The organism is Paraburkholderia sp. IW21 (genome assembly GCF_041321145.1).
Taxonomy (GTDB): domain Bacteria; phylum Pseudomonadota; class Gammaproteobacteria; order Burkholderiales; family Burkholderiaceae; genus Paraburkholderia.
On the sequence record NZ_JBGGWA010000006.1, the window covers coordinates 213,455 to 231,382 of the forward strand.

The 17,928-nt window shown below is 63.7% G+C and carries 17 protein-coding genes; 6 read left to right on the forward strand and 11 right to left on the reverse strand.

What is annotated here, in order from left to right:
• Nucleotides 1-4: 4 nt before the first annotated feature.
• The 6 genes from ACAX43_RS16675 to ACAX43_RS16700 form a co-directional block, all read right to left on the reverse strand.
• On the reverse strand, nt 5-769 hold the full coding sequence (locus tag ACAX43_RS16675; protein ID WP_370709509.1) for an SDR family oxidoreductase: 765 nt from the start codon (nt 767-769) through the stop codon (nt 5-7).
• Nucleotides 770-789: 20 nt separating this feature from the next.
• On the reverse strand, nt 790-2,490 hold the full coding sequence (locus tag ACAX43_RS16680; RefSeq protein WP_370709510.1) for an FAD-binding protein: 1,701 nt from the start codon (nt 2,488-2,490) through the stop codon (nt 790-792).
• A gap of 13 nt (nt 2,491-2,503) precedes the next feature.
• On the reverse strand, nt 2,504-3,022 hold the full coding sequence (locus tag ACAX43_RS16685) for a flavin reductase family protein (RefSeq protein WP_370709511.1): 519 nt from the start codon (nt 3,020-3,022) through the stop codon (nt 2,504-2,506).
• Nucleotides 3,019-4,788, reverse strand: a complete 1,770-nt coding sequence (locus ACAX43_RS16690) for an FAD-dependent oxidoreductase (RefSeq protein WP_370709512.1) — start codon at nt 4,786-4,788, stop codon at nt 3,019-3,021. Before ACAX43_RS16690 ends, ACAX43_RS16685 begins: the two co-directional genes overlap by 4 nt.
• 11 nt (nt 4,789-4,799) lie before the next feature.
• Nucleotides 4,800-5,993 (reverse strand): acyl-CoA dehydrogenase family protein, encoded by a 1,194-nt coding sequence (locus ACAX43_RS16695; protein ID WP_370709709.1) that lies wholly within the window; start codon nt 5,991-5,993, stop codon nt 4,800-4,802.
• A gap of 133 nt (nt 5,994-6,126) precedes the next feature.
• Nucleotides 6,127-7,281 carry an LLM class flavin-dependent oxidoreductase gene (locus ACAX43_RS16700; RefSeq protein ID WP_370709513.1) on the reverse strand — a complete coding sequence of 385 codons (1,155 nt, stop codon included), beginning with the start codon at nt 7,279-7,281 and terminating at the stop codon, nt 6,127-6,129.
• Nucleotides 7,282-7,588: 307 nt separating this feature from the next.
• On the opposite strand from ACAX43_RS16700, the gene ACAX43_RS16705 reads away from it, so the two are divergent.
• On the forward strand, nt 7,589-7,939 hold the full coding sequence (locus ACAX43_RS16705) for a VOC family protein (RefSeq protein ID WP_370709514.1): 351 nt from the start codon (nt 7,589-7,591) through the stop codon (nt 7,937-7,939).
• Nucleotides 7,940-7,998: 59 nt separating this feature from the next.
• Here ACAX43_RS16705 and ACAX43_RS16710 read toward each other — a convergent pair whose 3' ends face one another.
• Nucleotides 7,999-9,180: a helix-turn-helix transcriptional regulator gene (locus ACAX43_RS16710; protein WP_370709515.1), complete on the reverse strand. Its 1,182-nt coding sequence runs from the start codon at nt 9,178-9,180 to the stop codon at nt 7,999-8,001.
• A gap of 295 nt (nt 9,181-9,475) precedes the next feature.
• Between ACAX43_RS16710 and ACAX43_RS16715 the strand changes: the two genes are divergently transcribed.
• From ACAX43_RS16715 to ACAX43_RS16730, 4 genes are all read left to right on the forward strand, one after another.
• Nucleotides 9,476-10,417: an alpha/beta hydrolase gene (locus tag ACAX43_RS16715; RefSeq protein WP_370709516.1), complete on the forward strand. Its 942-nt coding sequence runs from the start codon at nt 9,476-9,478 to the stop codon at nt 10,415-10,417.
• Nucleotides 10,418-10,437: 20 nt separating this feature from the next.
• Nucleotides 10,438-11,241 (forward strand): enoyl-CoA hydratase/isomerase family protein, encoded by an 804-nt coding sequence (locus ACAX43_RS16720; protein ID WP_370709517.1) that lies wholly within the window; start codon nt 10,438-10,440, stop codon nt 11,239-11,241.
• Between the two features lie 63 nt (nt 11,242-11,304).
• Nucleotides 11,305-12,528, forward strand: coding sequence for a bifunctional 3,4-dihydroxy-2-butanone-4-phosphate synthase/GTP cyclohydrolase II (gene ribBA / locus ACAX43_RS16725; protein WP_370709518.1), 1,224 nt, complete (start codon nt 11,305-11,307; stop codon nt 12,526-12,528).
• Between the two features lie 7 nt (nt 12,529-12,535).
• On the forward strand, nt 12,536-13,402 hold the full coding sequence (locus tag ACAX43_RS16730) for an SDR family NAD(P)-dependent oxidoreductase (protein WP_370709519.1): 867 nt from the start codon (nt 12,536-12,538) through the stop codon (nt 13,400-13,402).
• 23 nt (nt 13,403-13,425) lie between these two features.
• Here ACAX43_RS16730 and ACAX43_RS16735 read toward each other — a convergent pair whose 3' ends face one another.
• From ACAX43_RS16735 to ACAX43_RS16750, 4 genes are all read right to left on the reverse strand, one after another.
• Nucleotides 13,426-13,716 (reverse strand): hypothetical protein, encoded by a 291-nt coding sequence (locus ACAX43_RS16735; RefSeq protein WP_370709520.1) that lies wholly within the window; start codon nt 13,714-13,716, stop codon nt 13,426-13,428.
• A gap of 228 nt (nt 13,717-13,944) precedes the next feature.
• The gene (locus ACAX43_RS16740) at nt 13,945-15,360 is read right to left on the reverse strand and encodes an amidase (RefSeq protein ID WP_370709521.1); all 1,416 of its coding nucleotides are present in this window, start codon (nt 15,358-15,360) and stop codon (nt 13,945-13,947) included.
• An 80-nt stretch (nt 15,361-15,440) separates the two neighbouring features.
• The gene (locus ACAX43_RS16745) at nt 15,441-16,202 is read right to left on the reverse strand and encodes an ABC transporter permease (RefSeq protein WP_370709523.1); all 762 of its coding nucleotides are present in this window, start codon (nt 16,200-16,202) and stop codon (nt 15,441-15,443) included.
• Nucleotides 16,199-17,125: an ABC transporter ATP-binding protein gene (locus ACAX43_RS16750; RefSeq protein WP_370709710.1), complete on the reverse strand. Its 927-nt coding sequence runs from the start codon at nt 17,123-17,125 to the stop codon at nt 16,199-16,201. Before ACAX43_RS16750 ends, ACAX43_RS16745 begins: the two co-directional genes overlap by 4 nt.
• Nucleotides 17,126-17,450: 325 nt before the next feature.
• On the opposite strand from ACAX43_RS16750, the gene ACAX43_RS16755 reads away from it, so the two are divergent.
• Nucleotides 17,451-17,867 carry a hypothetical protein gene (locus tag ACAX43_RS16755; protein ID WP_370709524.1) on the forward strand — a complete coding sequence of 139 codons (417 nt, stop codon included), beginning with the start codon at nt 17,451-17,453 and terminating at the stop codon, nt 17,865-17,867.
• The last annotated feature ends 61 nt before the right edge of the window (nt 17,868-17,928 follow it).

A 17,928-nucleotide genomic window follows, 5' to 3' on the forward strand; every position in this document is an offset into this window, starting at 1 on the left:
GAACTCAGGCGACGCCCATGATCAACTGCGCGTTGTCGATCCGATACTCGCTGCCGTTGATGAAGCGCGACTCATCGGAGGCGAGGAACAGCACCAGATTCGCGATGTCTTCCGGCAAACACATGCGTGCATGCGGATCGACCGATTGCGTGAGCGCCTCGCGCGTTGCTTCTGCCGCACCGAAGAACGGCGCGGTCATCGGCGTGAGAATGCCGTCCGGGTGAATCGTATTGCAGCGGACCTTGTAGCCCTGCTGCTTGCAGTGCGCGGCGATCGCACGCGTCAACGCGGTCACGGCGCCTTTGCTGGCCGAATACGCGCAGAACGCGCCGAGTCCGCCCAATGCCGCCACCGAAGACATGTTCACGATCGAGCCGCCCTTCTCCTTCATCGCCTTGACCGCCGCGCGGCAACCGAGAAAATAACCTTCGGCGTTGATACGCAGCACGCGCTGCCATTGTTCGAGCGTTGTATCTTCAATGCTGCCGAGCAACAGCACCGCGGCGTTGTTGACCAGTACATCCGGCGTCCCGAAGGCCGTTTGCGCGGCGCCGAACACGTCGTTCCAGCCGGCCTCCGACGTAATGTCCTGGCGCACGAACAGCGCGGCATCGCCGATCTGCGCAGCCACTTCACGGCCGGCTTCCTCGTTGACGTCGGTGAGCACGACGCGCGCGCCTTCACGGGCGAACAGCAACGCGTCCTGTTTGCCGACGCCGCTCGCCGCGCCCGTCACGACGGCGATCTTGCCTTTGAGTCTGTCTCCCATCTTCGTTCTCTCTTTCAGTGTCAGTCAGTTTCAGTCAGGGAATGGGCGGCGTTCGCGAGAACCACGCCCGCTGCGGCCCGGCCCGCCTGGCGGCCGGACCAGATACAGTCCGCGAGCGAGAGGCCGCTCACGTAGTGATTCGATGCCAGGCCGCATGCTGCCCGGCCGGCGGCGAACAGGCCTTCAATCGGCGTGCCATGCGTCGACAGCACCGCGTTGCTCGTCTCGTCGACCCGTAAGCCGCCGAGCGTGATCGCCGGGCAAGGAAAGACGCGGCTATCCGATGAAATATCGATCGCGTAGTACGGTCCCTGCATGAGCGGCTGCAACATGGCGGCGGATTTGCCGAACGCGGGGTCGATGCCGTTAAGCGCGCCCAGGTTGTAGGCATGGATGGTTCGCTCGAGCACCGCCGGATCACTGCCGATGCGTGCGGCCAGTTCCGCCAGCGAGCGGGCACGTTTGCGGCCTGCGAGCATCAACAGCATCGCGGGCACGCTTTGAAACGCCCACAGCTTGCCGCGCAAACATTCCCTGAGCGCGAGCCTGACGAGCCGTGCGTCGAGAATCAGCCACGCATGCCCTTCCCGGGTTTCGCACATCGCGTGGCCGAGCGCCGCGCCATACACTTCCTCATTGCAGAAGCGCTCGCCGCGGCGGTCTACCACACAGCCTTGCGCCCACGCATACGGCGGATTGATGAAGCGCCACGCGGACACACGTTCGAGCCGCTGCGCCACGCCGCCGGCAGACAGGCCGAGCCGTATACCCGAACCGTCACAACCGGTGGTGCCAAGACGCCAGTTCGGCAGATAACGCGGCGCGCAGTGCGCCACCATCGACCGGTTGAAGATGAAGCCGCCGGTGCTCAATACCACCGCATCGGCCTTGATCGTAATAAGCCGGCCCTCGCGCTGCTCGGCGCGATGGAGCGCGGCGCGTAGCCGGTCGGCCCACGCCGGCATGCCGTTATGCAGGCGCTCCGCCCAGCGCGCGAGCCGCCGGTGCGCGCGCTGCGCACGGCCCGGCGCGACTTGCCAGACCTGCGCGCCGATCACGCGCCCGCCAGGGTCGGTGACCAACCGGCGCAGACTCGCATGGCACATCGTGTCGACGCATGGCTGCGCATCCACCGCGCGCCGCAGCGTGTCGTACAGCACGCGCCCCGACATGCCCTCTCCAACCACCCGATGCCCACGCGGCGCGGGCGCCGGCTCGCGCACGGCATCGCCCACCGCTTCATTGCCCGAGTAGTACAGGTAATAGCGGTTTTGCGGATAGGAGGTCTTGCGCGGGGGCACCGACGCGGCAAAGCGCACGCCGAGTCGTTCGAGCCAGCGCAACATGTCGACGCTGCCCGCGCAAAAGCGTTTGAGCGTCGCGGCGGACACCGCGTCGCCGACTTCCTGCTGCAGGTATCCGAACATCGCCTCGGGCGTGTCGCTGTAGCCCGCTTCGGCTTGATAGCGCGTGCCGCCGCCCGCGTAGACCACACCGCCACTTTTCGCGCTCGCGCCGCCGCCTTCGAAGCGCTCGACGATCCGCACTCTCGCGCCGGCCGTCGCCGCTTCCAGCGCCGCACACGCCCCCGCCGCGCCAAAGCCCGCGATCAGCACATCGCATACGTCGTCCCACCGCACGCATGCGGGATCGTCGACGACGAGCGGCGCCTCGACCGGCGTGGCCGATTCCTGCTCTGCGGACGAAGCGCTCTGCATCATGCCGCGCGTCCGGTTACGCAGCCGCGCAGCGCACGGGCGCTGCAGCGGTTGTATAGATACCGTCCACATACACCAGCGGATCGACCTCGCCGCTAATCAGCACCTGCTCGACGCGGCCGATGAAGATCGCATGCGTGCCGTAGTCGAAGCGGCCGTCCTGCGCGCAAATTAGACTCGCCTGAGAATCGTGCAGATAGGGCACGCCGTGATCCGAGGTTTGCCAGTTGCCGGTGGTGAAGCGCTCTTCGCCTTTGAGGCGCCCGCTGCAATCGATGGCAATGTGCTGATGCTGCGCCGACAGCACATTCACGCAAAACGCTGCACCCTTATCGAGCGGCGGAAAGATCGACGACGTGCGGTTGATGCAGATCAGAAGCGAGGGCGGTTCGGTCGAGAGCGAATCGACCGCCGTGGCCGACATCGAATAACGCCGTTCGCCGTCGCTGCAACTGATGACCGCGACCGAGCGCGCGAGGCGGCGCATTGCCAGCAGCATGTCAGCGCGCAACGGATGAGAAGTGAGTTCGGTCATGACATGACTCCGCGAAGATCGCTGCTTGCAGCGCGTGCTGTTTCTGAAGTACCGCCGTCGCCGTCACTGTCGCCATCGGCGAGATGATTGGCGGCGATGTAGCCGAAGGTCATGGCCGGGCCGAGCGTCGAACCCGCGCCGGGATAGCTCGCGCCCATCATCGACGCGCTGGTGTTGCCGATCGCATAGAGGCCGGCAATCGGCTTGCCGTCGGCGTGCAACACCCGAGCGAATGCATCGGTAAGAAGGCCGCCCTTGGTGCCGATGTCGCCCGCGTCGATACGTACCGCGTAGAACGGTCCCGTTTCGATCGGCGCGAGACAGGGATTCGGTTTAACGCTCGGGTCACCGTAATAAGTGTCGAACGCGTTGCCGCCCTTGGCGAATTCTTCGTCGACGCCGCTCGCGGCGTAGCGATTCATCTTCGCCACGGTATCGCGCAAGCCTTGTGCATCGACACCGATTTGCGCCGCCAGCGCATCGAGCGAATCGGCCTTGTATAGCAACGAACGAAACGCTGCGGGAACGCGGGAGTCCGGCATCATCGCGCCGGGCATGATCGGCCCGCACGGATATTTGTGGCGGAACTGCGCGTCGAACACCATCCACGCCGGCACGCACGCTCCGGTTTGCGCATGGTCGCGATACATCGCCGGCACGAATTCCGAATACGGCGCGGCCTCGTTGACGAAGCGCTTGCCGAGTCCGTTGACCACCACGCAGCCCGGCAAATTGCGTTCGACAAATAGCGCGCGCTGCTTTTCTTCGCGATCGACGTGGACCGTCGGTGCGCCCCACACGTGTTCCATCAACGCGATCTGCGCGCCGAGTTGCATGCCGGCGGCAATCGCATCGCCGGTGTTGTTCGGCGGCGTCGCGCTCCACTGCGCCTGGGTGGGACGCGGTAGATAGCGCTCGCGCATCGCCTGATTGCGTTCGAAGCCGCCGGCCGCGAGAACCACGCCGCGTTTTGCAAGTACGCGCACGTTCTCGCCGCCGCGTTCCACCACGACGCCCGTTACGCGTCCGTCTGCTTCGAGCAGCTCGCGCATCGGCGCGTTGAGCCACAGCGGTATGTCCCGATCGAGCAACGCGCGGCGCAGACCCCCTGCCAACGCATTGCCGAGCGTCAAACGGCGATCGCGCCGCGAGCGGCTGCGCGCGCGTATATCGAACCAGTAGCGGCCGAATTGCTTCAGCGCGAGTCCGATATAGCCAGGCGCTTTCGACAGCAGCACATGCGCCTCTTTCGACGTCACCGCCACTCGCCCGCCGATCAGCGTACCCGGCGAAGGCAGCCGCAGCCGCGCGAATTCGTCGCCTAGCGAGGCGCCATCCACCGGCATGGGATCGAGTGCGCGGTAACCCGGCATCGATCCCGGCAGGTCCTGAAAGTAGTCCGCGTACTTCGGCAACGCTTCATAACGCACCGGCGTATTCGCTTCGACATAGCGCAACATCTGCGGCGCGGTGTCGAGATAGGCGTCGATCCGATCGGCAGCAGTCACGCTTTTCGTGCAGGCGTCGAGGTAGGTTCGTGCGGCCTCTCGCGTATCCGTCGCGCCCATTTCGGCAATATGGTGGTTGCACGGAATCCAGATGCCGCCGCCCGACACCGCCGACGTCCCGCCGTACACGTCGCTCTTTTCGAGCACGACGACGGACAGGCCCCGGTCGGCCGCGCGGCAGGCGGCCAGCATGCCGCCCGCGCCGGAGCCGACCACCACCACGTCGAACACGTCAGTCTGCGTTTGCTGTTCGCTCATGGCTGCATCCGTCAGACAAAGAAATCGGTGTTCGGACGCCCGAGCATCACGGCGCCGAGATTCTGGCCGAAGCGGTCGAGGTTATTCGCGTAGTGCGCGCGCGCCGCATGCAGATCGAGAAAGCGCCGCACCAGCGGATTACGGTTGTAAATGCCGTTGCCGCCCGCATAACGCAGCAGTGCGTTAGCGGCCTGCGCGCAGCGTTCGGCCACTTGCGCGGATTGGTAACGGAAGTGCACGCGCCGCTCGATCGATACCGCCGGGCCGCCGTTGGCGGCCGCGAGCAGTTCGGCGAAATTGCGCTTGAGCAGTACTTTCATTTCATCGAGCGCGACCGCCGCGTTGGCGCAGGCGGTCTGCGCGCCGGTGTCGTCGGTGGTTTTCGCGCCGCTATTGGCGCTCACGCGTGTGGCCGCATAGGAGGTGAAGTCGTCCAGCGCGCCTTGCAATGCGCCGATGCATGCCGTGCACACCGCGCGCACGAAGATCTGCGCAAACGGCAGCTGGAACAGCGGCGCATCGTTGAGCGCGAGGCCGGGGCTCGTGCCCATCATGCCGTCGATGGCTTTGTGCGTGCGATAGTCCGGCACGAACGCATCGTTCACCACGATGTCGTGGCTGCCGGTCGCGCGCAAGCCCAACACGTCCCAATCCTGTTCGATCGTGTAATCGCTTTTCGGCAACAGGAAGGTGCGATATTCCGGTGGTTCGCCTTCTTTCGCCGGTGGCACCAGCGCGCCGAGAAAGACCCATTCGCACAGCTCGCTGCCGCTGGAAAACTTCCAGTGCCCGGACAGCCGGAAGCCGCCTTCAACCGGGCTCACGCGACCCACTGGCATATAAGTCGACGCAATCAACGTGCTTTGATCCTTGCCCCACACGTCCTGCTGCGCGCGCTCGTCAAACAACGCCAGTTGCCAGTTGTGCACGCCGACCACGCCGTACACCCATGCGGTCGACATGCAGCCGCGCGCTACCGCCATCTGAATTTCGAAGAAGGTCTGCGGATCGAGTTCGTAACCGCCGTACCGCTTCGGCTGAAGCACCTTGAAAAAGCCGGCGGCCTGAAAATCGGCCAGCGTTTCAGCGGGAATCCGCCCATTCGCCTCGGCCTGCGCGGCACGCCCGGCGAGCACCGGCGCGAGCGCTTCGGCGCGGGCGATCAGTTCGGCTGCAAGGGCATTCGAATCGTTGTCGCGATGCACGGCTGTCTCCATGATGGTGCGCGAGATGGATGTCGCGCCTGTTCTATTGGGTTCATCTTCGAGCTCCAGCTGCGGCGTCGCATCGTCTGAAGGGACTAGCGACGCCCGTCTCGCTCGCTCTTATGCAGCGACCTTACGCAGCAACCTGCGCCTTCTGCTTTTCGCCCTTCAGACGATTGAAGTACGGAATCACGTGCTCACCGATGTTGCGGATCGTTTCGAGTTGCGCTTCCTGGGACACCGTGCCCATCTGGCAGAGGAACAGCACCTCATCCACACCTGCCTCCATCAGCCGGCCCACATAGCCGATGCAATCGTCGACGGTGCCGTACGCGTGATTGGGGTTCATCATCGAAAGCGCCGGATCGCTGAAATCGACCACCACCTCTTCCGACGCGAAGCGCGAACGGATCACCATTTCGCCGGTATTGCCCTTCACGAGGTCATCGCCCCAGCTATCCGGGTTCGGGCGCTCGCCGCCGGTGTACCAGTAAGCCAGCGACTCCATGAAATAGCGCTGGCCGCGAATGCCGATCTTGCGGGCCTGCTGGCCGTCGTCCAGCACCACGGTCGGGCACAGGGCCGCCAGATGCTGCGTCGGACGGAAACCGACCTGGTCCTCGGCCTTGCGGGTGGCCCATGCTTCGCGATACAGCGCGTTTTTCTTCGCGACTTCGTCGGGGCCGCCGAAACCGAGCACCAATGCGCCCAGACCACGCTGTCCTGCTCGCAGCAGACCATCGTTGTTGGTGCACGCCATGTACATCGGCGGATGCGGGTCCTGGAAGGGTTTCGGATGAATCGGCCGCTTAGGAATCTTGATGTATTTACCGTCGTGCTCGATCTCGTCCTGCACGAACATCTTCGGCACGAGGTACATCGATTCGTCGATCATCGGTTGCAGTTCGGCGAGGTCATAGCCGAAAGCGCCCGCTTCCTGTTGGCTGCCGCCCTTGCCGACGCCGAAATGCACACGGCCGCCCGACAGAATGTCGAGCATCGCCACGCGTTCGGCCACCTTGATAGGATGATTCATCGCGGGCGGCAGGCAGATCACGCCGTGACCGAGGCCGATGCGGGTCGTGCGGCCGGCCAGATACGCGAGGAACGTTTCTGGGGCGCTCATATGCGCGTAGTTCGTCAGCGACGTGTGTTCGACGCACCAGACGGTATCGAAACCCATCTGTTCGGCGAGCAACGCCTGCTCGACGGTCTCCTTGAATACCCGGTGATCGCCTTCCCGGGAAGCGTCCGTGGTCTGGGCTTCGTAGATCAGAGAAAACTTCATTGCGTGCGTCTCCATGAATTTTGGACTGTGCTGAAACGGGCGGTCCGCTCTCGACCCACCGATTCCTACGATGATCGTGACGGTCCACGCAATGAAGTTTCAGTTCGCGCGTGCTACCCGGCATCGTCTATTTGGATTAACGGTGCGCGCTTTGGCGTGGAAGCTTTGAGCGAGGGTGCCTTCTGGAACATTCCCTGCCGCGTTTTATGTGCCCCGGCTAGTCCGATTGGACCTCGTGCGGCGTTGGCCTGCGACGCTACGATCAAGCCGCTATACAACGCTGCTCAATCGATGGGAGTGCAATGCAATGAAGGCTTCGATGATGCTGTACCCGGTCGACACGATCGATGCGGCGCTGCCGCTCTTTGTCGACGGGCTGGGTTTGACGGTGAAGTTTCGTGACGGCGAACGCTATTGCGCGCTTGATGGCGGTGCGCTGACCGTGGCTCTCGTGGCGGGTGAAGAGCGGATCGTCGAACGCGCGGCACTGGTGTTTCGCGTGGACGAGAACGATGACCTGTATGCAGCAATGGCGCGTGTGGTGGCGGCGGGTGCGTCAGTGCGCGTGCCGGTTCAGCAAGGACCGCACGAATGGCGCGCGGTGCTGGAAGATCAGAACGGCGCGCTGCTGGTGTTGTCGCAAAAGCGCGCGGTTTAATGCCTTGGATGGTGTGCCGCGCTTGATACAGCGCGGCACACGCGTTGCCCTCCTTCAATTCATCCGAGCGGCACGACACTTCCCAGCAGAATCCGCACGAGTGTCGCCTGACGCGTCACACCCGTCTTCGAGAAAATCGCCCGCAGATGGGCCCGTGCGGTGTTCTTGCTGATGCCCAATTCGTCGGCCGCTTCCTCCAATGTCAAACCGTTGGTCAACAGCAAGGCCAGCGACGTTTCCGCCGGCGTGAGATCGAACAGCTTGCGCACGATCTCCTGCGAGCCCTGCGATTTGCGATCGGGGTCGCGTAAAAACAGCACGGTTGCGGGGCGGCGCTTGTTGTCCTCCGACCAGTCCGATAGCGGAATCGTGCGCACCAGCACGCCAAGTTTCGGCTTATCGCCACCGCGCGTGATCGGCATGGCTTCGACAATCGGCGCGGCGGTGCCGAAGTGCCCCATCAGCGCATGACGCACCAGACGTTGCAGATTGCGATTCTCCTGTGAGTCAGTGGCCTCGACGTTGCCATGCACGATACGCAAACCATTACCCTGCGCGAGAATCTCATCGGCCACGCTGTTGGTGCGCATGATCGCGCCGCTCTCGTCGAGCGTCACGGTGCCCACCAGCATCCGGTCGATCGCGCTCGCATACAGCGTGCGCTCCGACTCCACGATATCGAGCCGCGAATGCAGTTCGACCGCGCGCCGCAAATGCGGCAGCAGCAGCGCGCAAAACGCCTTGTCGCGTGCGGAAAAATGCTTTGCGTCGTGGCTGCGGCACACGCGAAACCGGCATTCGACGCCCGACTCCGTGCGCAGATCGGCACCCATGATGTAGCGGATATCCGCTGGCTTCAGGAACTGCTTGTAAAGCTCGCTGGTGAGCCATCCCGTGTCGCCGAATACTTCGTCGACCGTCACCACGCGATCCGCCGGCAGACCGACGAACGGATCGAGCGAATAGTAGTAGTTGTTGTACGACGCTTCGCCCGGCACGCCCGGCCCCATTTCGGATGCATGCACCATCAATCCGCGCCGGTCGCTCGAGGGCGAGCGCAGAATCAGCGTGGCATAGCTCGCGCCAAGCGAGGTGCGAATCAGCTCAAGGGCGCCCGCCCACGGCGTGCTTTCCAGCGCCCCCTGATAAATCCGCGCGACCAGTTCGCTGAATTGCGCGACGCTCACATCGGCCAGTTCGCTCGCGGCCTGGCCCTCTTCAGGGGCCCCTTTTGTCTCCATCAACACGCTCCGTCCTCCATGCGACTTTCCATCGCGTCGCCAAGCTTAAGGGCCGATCTGCTTACTGGCATCGGGGGAAGTACTTAGCTGCCGGAAGTTTCGCTGAGCGTGCGAACGAACTCTCGTCCAATCGGACGATGCCCTAGCCAGGCCGTCGCGCTTCAATGCATTCACTGCCAGGCGTGCGCGCTTTTTGCGCCGCGCAGCATGCGCAGGCGCTTCGCTTAGACCCGGCACTTGTCCGGCACTTATAGCCGGTATAGCAGCTTTGATTGAAGCATTCTCAGGAGACCCGATGGCGCTCGATCCCCAGGCGCAGGCCATGCTCGCCGCGTGCGCCGGCATGCCCGCACTCGACTTCGCGCAACTCACCGCGCCCGCTTACCGCGCGATGATCGCTACAGGCGCCGGTCTTACGCCCGGCGATCAGATCGCCGCGGAAGAAGATCTGGTGGTGCCCACCGCGAACGGCTCGCTGGCTGCGCGGCTTTACCGTCCCGCGGCAGAAGGCGCGGAGCTGCTTCCGCTCACCGTGTTCTTTCATGGCGGCGGCTTCGTCGCGTGTGGGCTCGATACGCATGCGAATCTGTGCCGCTGTCTCGCGCAGCGGGCGCAAACCGTCGTGCTATCGGTCGACTATCGGCTCGCACCCGAAGCGCGTTTTCCAGCGGCCGCGCAGGATGCGTGCGAAGCGGTGCGCTGGGCCGCCGCCAATTCAGGCGACTTGCGCGTTCGGCCCGGCCCGCTTGCGGTGGCCGGCGACAGCGCGGGCGGCAATCTCGCCGCCGTAGCCGCCCAGCAGTCGCGTGATAGCGGCGTGAATATCGCGCATCAACTCCTGCTCTATCCGGTGGTGGACTGCGCCACCGAACATCCCTCATACGAATCGATGGGCGACGGCTATTTGCTTACCGCGGAGATGATGCGCTGGTTCAAAAACCAGTACTTCGCCGAAGGCGCCGACCGCGCGCACCCGTTGGCCAGCCCGCTCGCGGCTGCGGACCTGACGGGCGTGGCAAGCGCCACCCTCATCAGCGCCGAATACGATCCGCTGCGCGACGAAGCCGAGCACTATGCGGCGCGCCTCGCGCAAGCGGGCGTGCCGACCACCCATCTGCGCTGGCCCGGGCAGATGCACGGTTTCGCGAGTCTGCTCGGCGTGCTCGATGCGGCCGACCGCGCGCTCACGTTCGCGGCGCGGAGTTTGCGCCACGCGCTGCACATCCCCGCCATCTGACCCTGCCGATTAGAAAAGACATGACTGCATTGATCCGGCTCGCGGCCGAAGACGGCATCGCGACGCTCACATTCGACCGTCCCGAAGCATTGAACGCGCTCAACGAAGCGATGGCGCTCGAACTCACTGCGAAACTCACGCGCCTCGCGCATCACGACGACGTCCGCGCAATCGTGCTGACCGGCGCCGGCGATGCCTTCATGGCGGGCGGGGATCTGCAGACCATGCGCGCCGCGCTCGACACCGCACCCGTGGTACGCGACCGCTCGATCGGCAAACTCGTTCGGCTCGCACAAAACGTGGTGGAGACGATCACGCGTTCGCGCAAGCCGGTGATCGCCTGCGTCAACGGCGCGGTGGCGGGTTTCGGCTTGAGTCTCGTCGCGGCCTGCGACCTCGCGATTGCAGCACGGCGCGCGACCTTCACGTCGGCGTATGGCCGCATCGGCACCTCGCCCGACGGCGGCGCGACCTACACGTTGCCGCGCGCGCTCGGCACCAGGCAGGCCGCGCAATGGATGTATCTCGACGAGCGGCATACGGCGGACGAGGCGCTGCGTGCGGGTATCGTCAACTGGGTCGTACCGGACGATGAACTCGCCGCGCAAACGCGCTCGCTGTTAAAGCGGATGGGCGCCCTCTCGCCGGATGCATTCGCACAAACCAAGAATCTGATCCTGCACGCATCCGAGCGCAGTTTCGCCGAGCATCTGTACGCGGAGCAGCGCGGCTTTCTGCACTGCGCGGCTGGCGACGATTTCCGCGAAGGCATCGACGCATTCTTCGACAAGCGCGCGCCCATATTCGGTTCGAGCGCACGTTAAGCGCATTGCCTCGATTTCTTCTTATCGCAGCGACAGCAACAGCAGTAGCACAGGAATAAACCCATGAAACTCGCCACTACCGATGAAATCGTCGCCGAACTGAAAGCCGGCCGCATGATCATTCTGGTCGACGAGGAAGATCGCGAGAACGAAGGCGACCTGTTGATCGCCGCCGATCACGTCACGCCGGAAGCGATCAACTTCATGGCGCGCTTTGGACGCGGCCTCGTTTGCCTGACGCTGAGCGCCGAGCACTGCGCGCGCCTGAAACTTCCGCCGATGGCAGAACAGAACGGCACGCAATACGGCACTGCGTTCACGGTCAGTATCGAGGCGGCACAAGGGGTCACCACCGGCATCTCCGCCGCCGACCGCGCGCATACCATCCGGACCGCGATTCACCCAAACGTGCGCGCCGAGCATCTGGTGCAACCGGGTCACGTGTTTCCAATCGCCGCGCGTCCAGGCGGCGTGCTGGTGCGTGCCGGACATACCGAAGCCGGTTGTGACCTCACCGCGCTGGCAGGCCTGACGCCGGCCGCGGTGATCTGCGAAATCATGAACGACGACGGCACCATGGCACGCCTGCCGCAACTGATCGAATTCGCCGCGCGGCATGGTTTGAAGATCGGCACCATCGCCGATCTGATCCACTATCGCAGCACCCATGAGTCGCTCGTCGAGCGGGTCGGAGAAAGGCCGTTGCATACGCCGTGGGGAGCGTTTCGCGCCATCCAGTATCGCGACACCGCGCGCCAGTCCACGCATCTTGCACTGGTGCGCGGTAACCCCACGCCCGATGTGCCGGTGCTCACGCGCGTGCACGAATGCTTCTCGCTGCTCGATCTGCTCGATGCCGAGCCGGCCGCGCATTCGTGGCCGCTGCACGAGGCGCTGCAAAAGATCGACGCCGCCGGTTGCGGCGTAGCCGTGCTGCTCGATTGCGACACGCGAGCCGACGTCATGCGCGGCAGCAATGGCGCGCCGACCCGCAAAGATGGCCGGCTCTCCGGCATCGGCTCGCAGATTCTGCGCGATCTCGGCGTGCGTCGTCTGAATGTGTTGTCGAGTCCGTTCAGGCTGCCGGCGCTGTCGGGACACGAGCTGGAAATCATGGCGTTCATTCCGCTGGGCGAAGGGGATCTCGACAATCCGCACGCATTCGAACGCGCGGTTGCTGCGCCGAGGTATGGCGTGCCGCTGATGCCTGTGCCTCTTCGGTCCGCAGCAGCGAAGCACGCAAACACTCAGCCCGCGTCATACGAACTCGAAGCCTCTTCCTGGTGAATCCTTGATGACTAAACACAACGAGCCCTACGTAGCCCTCGTCACCGGCGCCTCGCGCGGCGCCGGCAAAGGTATTGCACTCGCTCTCGCCGCGACCGGCGCGACGGTCTATGTGACCGGACGCACGCAACGCGAAGGCGATGCAGCGCTGCCCGGTTCCGTGCACGCGACGGCGATCGAAATCGACAAACTTGGCGGCAAAGGCATCGCCCTCACCTGCGATCATGCCGACGACCGGCAAGTGGCGGAAGTATTCGACTACATCCGGCAAAACAGCGGGCGCCTCGACATCCTCGTCAACAACGCCACCGCGTTACACGATGAACTGATTCGCCCCGCGCCGTTCTGGGAAAAACCGCTCGATCTCGTGGACATTCTCGACGTCGGCCTGCGCTCCGCGTATGTCGCGAGCTGGCATGCGGCGCCGATGATGGCCGCGCAAGGCGACGGGCTGATCACGTTCACGTCCTCGTTCGGTGCGAGCTGCTATATGCACGGCGCTGCGTACGGCGCGCAGAAAGTGGGCGTCGACAAGTTTGCCAAGGACATGGCCGTCGATCTGAAACCGCATGGCGTCGCGGCGGTTTCCATCTGGATGGGCATGCTGCAAACCGAGCGCACCGCGCGCGTGATCGCCGAGCATCCCGAACAGTATGCGGGCTTCAGCGAACTCGCGGAGACGCCGCAATTCACCGGCCGTTTGATCGACGCGCTGTATCGCGACCCGCAACGCCGGCAGAAATCCGGCATGGTGCTGGTCGGCGCAGAACTCGCACGCGAATATGGCATCACCGAACTCGACGGCCGGCAGCCGCCCTCGCATCGCGAGGCGCTGGGTGGGCCGGTGCAGGCGCATCCGGCAATCGTCGCCTGATTCTTGTCCTAAGGCACCGGCGACTAGAAGCCGGTCACCACCATGGCAAACACCACCGCAGCGCCGCCCACCGCGCCAAGGAATGTAAAGCACTGTTCGTCCGCGCCCGAGCGGCGTGCCCAGATTCGTCCCGCCAGCGCGGCCAGCCCCGTGATTCCCAGAAACAACGACAGCGACGAGCCGGCCGTGCACACCATGCCGGGAAACTCGTCGCTCCATGCGCACGCGTAGAGCTGCCGCACGGATACACCGATCACGCCGATCGCCACCAGCAAACCGGCAATCAGTCCATCCCGTTGAACTCCGGATTTCATTTGCAGCCCTCCCGCATCACGCCTGTCCTCATCCCGCTCGTCCCCATCCCGCTGCGTGGCCAAAACACCTGCCGCGTGGCTGTGCGCCTCGATACGGCGCGACGGACAGCGATGTCGCACAGTTCGTGGTTCATACGGCCATTGACGGCGATTCGACGCGTGCGGGCATCGTCCGGATGGACTAAGGGGAATTGCGGGGGATGGGGTAGCGGCGCTGGCGAGCGCGCGTCAGGCCGTTTGCGGCTTACCCGTGGACCACGTGCCGATGATCTCTTCGATCGCTCGCGCGGCGGACAGCAAAGCCGCTTCGCCGCGCGGCTTGCCGACGATCTGGATGCCGACCGGCAAACCACTGGCGCTCATCCCGCATGGAATCGCGATGACCGGCATGCCGGTGAGCGTCAGCGCGTAGGTGATGGCGAGCCAATCGATGTAGGTATCGAAGTGCTGGCCGACCGCATCGCGGATATCCCGCGCTTCCACCGGGAACGGCAGCACGATCGAAGCCGGGCAGATCAGCACGTCATAGCGCTGCAACAGTATGTTCATCTTGTGGAACAGCGCGCCGCGCGTGCGGCGTGCCGTGAGCATCGCGCGGTTATCCACCCGCAGGCCGAACTCGATGTTCCAGACCACGTTCGGGTTCAGCACATCGCGATGTTGCGCAAGCACCTCTTCATAATTTGCCGCATACGAGATACCGCGCAGCGTGTGAAACGCCGGGGTTGCCGCGCTCAGATCGATATCGCTTTCTTCCACGCCGACACCTGAAGCCGCCAGCCGCTCCATCGTTTTACGGCAGATCGCGAGAATCTCCGGTTCGACCGTGGCGATCCCGAGTCCTTCGCTGAACGCGACACGCGCCGGACGCTGCGCCCTGCGCGCATGCGCCAGAAAGGAGGTCGCCGGTTCAGCCAGCGAAAGCGGCGCGCAAGCCACTTCGCCGCACATCGCGTCGAGCAGCAGTGCTGCGTCCGTCACGTTGCGCGCCATCGGCCCATGAATCCCCAATGTGTCGTACGGATTGGCGGCCGGCCCATACGACACGCGCCCCGGCGTCGGGCGCAGGCCCACCACGCCGCAAAATGCCGAAGGCGTGCGCAACGAACCCGCCAGATCGGAGCCCTGTGCGACCCACGCCGTGCCCGACGCCAACGCGGCAGCCGCGCCGCCCGATGACCCGCCCGCCGACCGCGACAGGTCCCACGGATTGCGCGTCATGCCGAACACGCTGTTATACGTATGACCGCCCGAACCGAACTCCGGCGTGTTGGATTTTGCGTAGACCACGCCGCCGCGCGCTTCAAGCATCGTCACGCCGGCATCGGAGGTTTCCGGAACGCGGTCGCGGTAGACGAGCGAACCGCGCGTGGTGCGTACACCGGCTACGTCCGTCAAATCCTTGATCGGCACCGGCAGGCCGCACAGCAGACCACGCTCGCCGACCGGCTTCTTCAGCAAGGCATCGGCATGCGCATGCGCGCGCTCGAAACACAGCGTGGGCAGCGCATTGACCTGCGGTTCGACACGCTCCACCTGCGCGGCCAGCGTGTCGAGCAAGTCATGCGGACTGACCGCTTCCTTGCGCAACAGATCGACGATTTCGCACGCGCTTTTCTCAATGAGACTCAGGTCGACGGACATAATGGCTATAGGCTCCGTGATGGGGATGCCCGTCAGTTTCGCATGTCGCGTTCATTTGCGGCGTTAGAACCGGTAGCACATCAACTCTTGAGCCGATACCCGGTCTTGAAGATCCACGCCACGATCACAAGAAACACCGCGAGAAACAGCGCCGTCATGCCGAGACTCACACCGACATCCACATCGGCCAGGCCATAGAAGCTCCAGCGGAATCCGCTCACCAGATAAACGATCGGATTGAATAGCGTCACCACTTTCCAGAACGGCGGCAGCATATTGACCGCATAGAAACTGCCGCCGAGGAACGTGAGCGGTGTGATGATCAGGAGCGGCACGAGTTGCAGCTTCTCGAAACTATCCGCCCAGATGCCGATGATAAAACCAAGCAGACTGAACGTGACCGCCGTGAGCACCAGAAACAGGATCATCCAGAACGGGTGTTGCACTTGCAGCGGCACGAACAGGCCCGCGGTAGCGAGAATGATCAACCCGAGCAGAATCGATTTGGTGGCCGCCGCGCCCACATAGCTCACGACGATCTCCAGATACGACACCGGCGCCGACAGCAACTCGTAGATCGTGCCGGTAAAGCGCGGAAAATAAATGCCGAACGAGGCATTCGAAATGCTTTGCGACAGCAGCGACAGCATGATCAAACCCGGCACGATGAACGCGCCGTAGCTGATACCGTCCACTTCCTTGATACGCGAGCCGATGGCCGCACCGAACACGACGAAGTAAAGCGAAGTCGAAATCACCGGTGCGATGATGCTCTGCATCAGCGTGCGCCAGGTGCGCGCCATCTCGAACTTGTAGATCGCGCGAATTGCGTGGATATTCATTGGTCACCTCGGAGCAGACTGACGAAGATGTCTTCGAGCGAACTTTGCGTCGTATGCAGGTCTTTGAAGCGGATGCCGGCGTCGTCGAGCGCTTTGAGCAGCGCGATGATGTCGGTGCGTCCCCCCTCGCCCTCATACGTGTAGATCAACTCGTTGCCCCCCTTGGCGACATCCAGCCCGTAACCGGCCAGGGCCGGCGGCGCCTCCGAAAGCGGACTCTCCAGTTGCAGCGTCAACTGCTTCTTGCCGAGCTTGCGCATCAACTCCGTCTTCTCTTCCACCAGCATGATCTCGCCGGCGTTGATCACGCCGATTCGATCCGCCATTTCCTCGGCTTCGTCGATGTAGTGCGTGGTGAGAATGATCGTCACGCCGCTCGCGGCGAGTGAGCGCACCAGCTTCCACATATCGCGGCGCAATTCGACGTCCACACCGGCCGTGGGTTCGTCGAGGAACAGCACGCGCGGCTCGTGCGAGAGCGCCTTGGCAATCAGCACGCGGCGTTTCATCCCGCCCGACAGCGTAATGATCTTGTTATTGCGTTTTTCCCACAGCGACAGATCCCGCAACACTTTTTCGACGTAAGCGGGGTTTTTCGGCTTGCCGAATAGCCCGCGGCTGAACGAGACGGTCGCCCAGACGGTTTCGAACGAATCGGTGGTGAGTTCCTGCGGCACGAGACCGATCAGCGAGCGCGCGCCGCGATAATCCGCCGCGATGTCGCGGCCATCCACCATGACGCTGCCTTCGCTCGCGTTGACGATGCCGCAAATGATGCTGATGAGGGTGGTTTTGCCCGCGCCGTTCGGGCCTAGCAAGGCGAAAATTTCTCCACGATTGATCGCCAGATTGACGTTTTTGAGTGCATGAAAACCCGTGGCATAGGTTTTCGACAGATTCGTGACCGAGACGATTGGCTGCATGGATTCGACGATGGCAGACACCGTTATTTGATTGGAAGGAGGCGGCGCGAATGCGCGACCGCACCCGCAATGTAAATGAAAGTAGGAAAGCGTGCAGCGCAACCTCTCGCCATGCGGTGCCGGGAACGCCTCATGCTCGATCTTCCACACACATACTGCGGCGGAGTCCGGCGCTCGATCAGAACCCGCGAGAACGGTGCTATCGGCCGTGCCATGCGATCCCTATCCATGCGCCGCCGAGCGTGAGGCACACCGCTTGCGGCAATTCGTTCATGTGAGCGACAAGCGCTTGCGTGACATCAATTCGACTCTATAGAGGTGAACCATGAAACACATTACCAGGACGATATTCGCTTCGGCGCTAGTGATGGCATTGTCGGGCGGGGCTTACGCACAAGCAGGTGGTGGTGCGGGTGCAGGTGCTGGTGCCGGCGGTGGGACCGGCGGCGGCAGTAACGGCGTGGGGGCAGGCGGCGGCACCATGGGTGGCGCAGGCGGCACCGCTGCACCGGGCGGCGGCAACGGCACGATGAAGAACCCGAACGGCTCGGGCTATGGCTCGCCGGGTGTGACCGGCACCGGTGGAGGTGTGGGCACAGGTACCGGGGCATCGCCCAACAGCCCTTCGATGAACCGGTCGAACAGCGGCATGAACAAGGGTACGGGCAACGGCATGAGCAATGGCATGAACAACGGTACGGGCAACGGCATGAACAAGGGCACGATGCAAAACGGCCAGTAACAGCCTGCTGCAGCTACCTTGGGGTTAGCCGCCTCAGTCGGGGCGGCGGCGTTCAGATGAT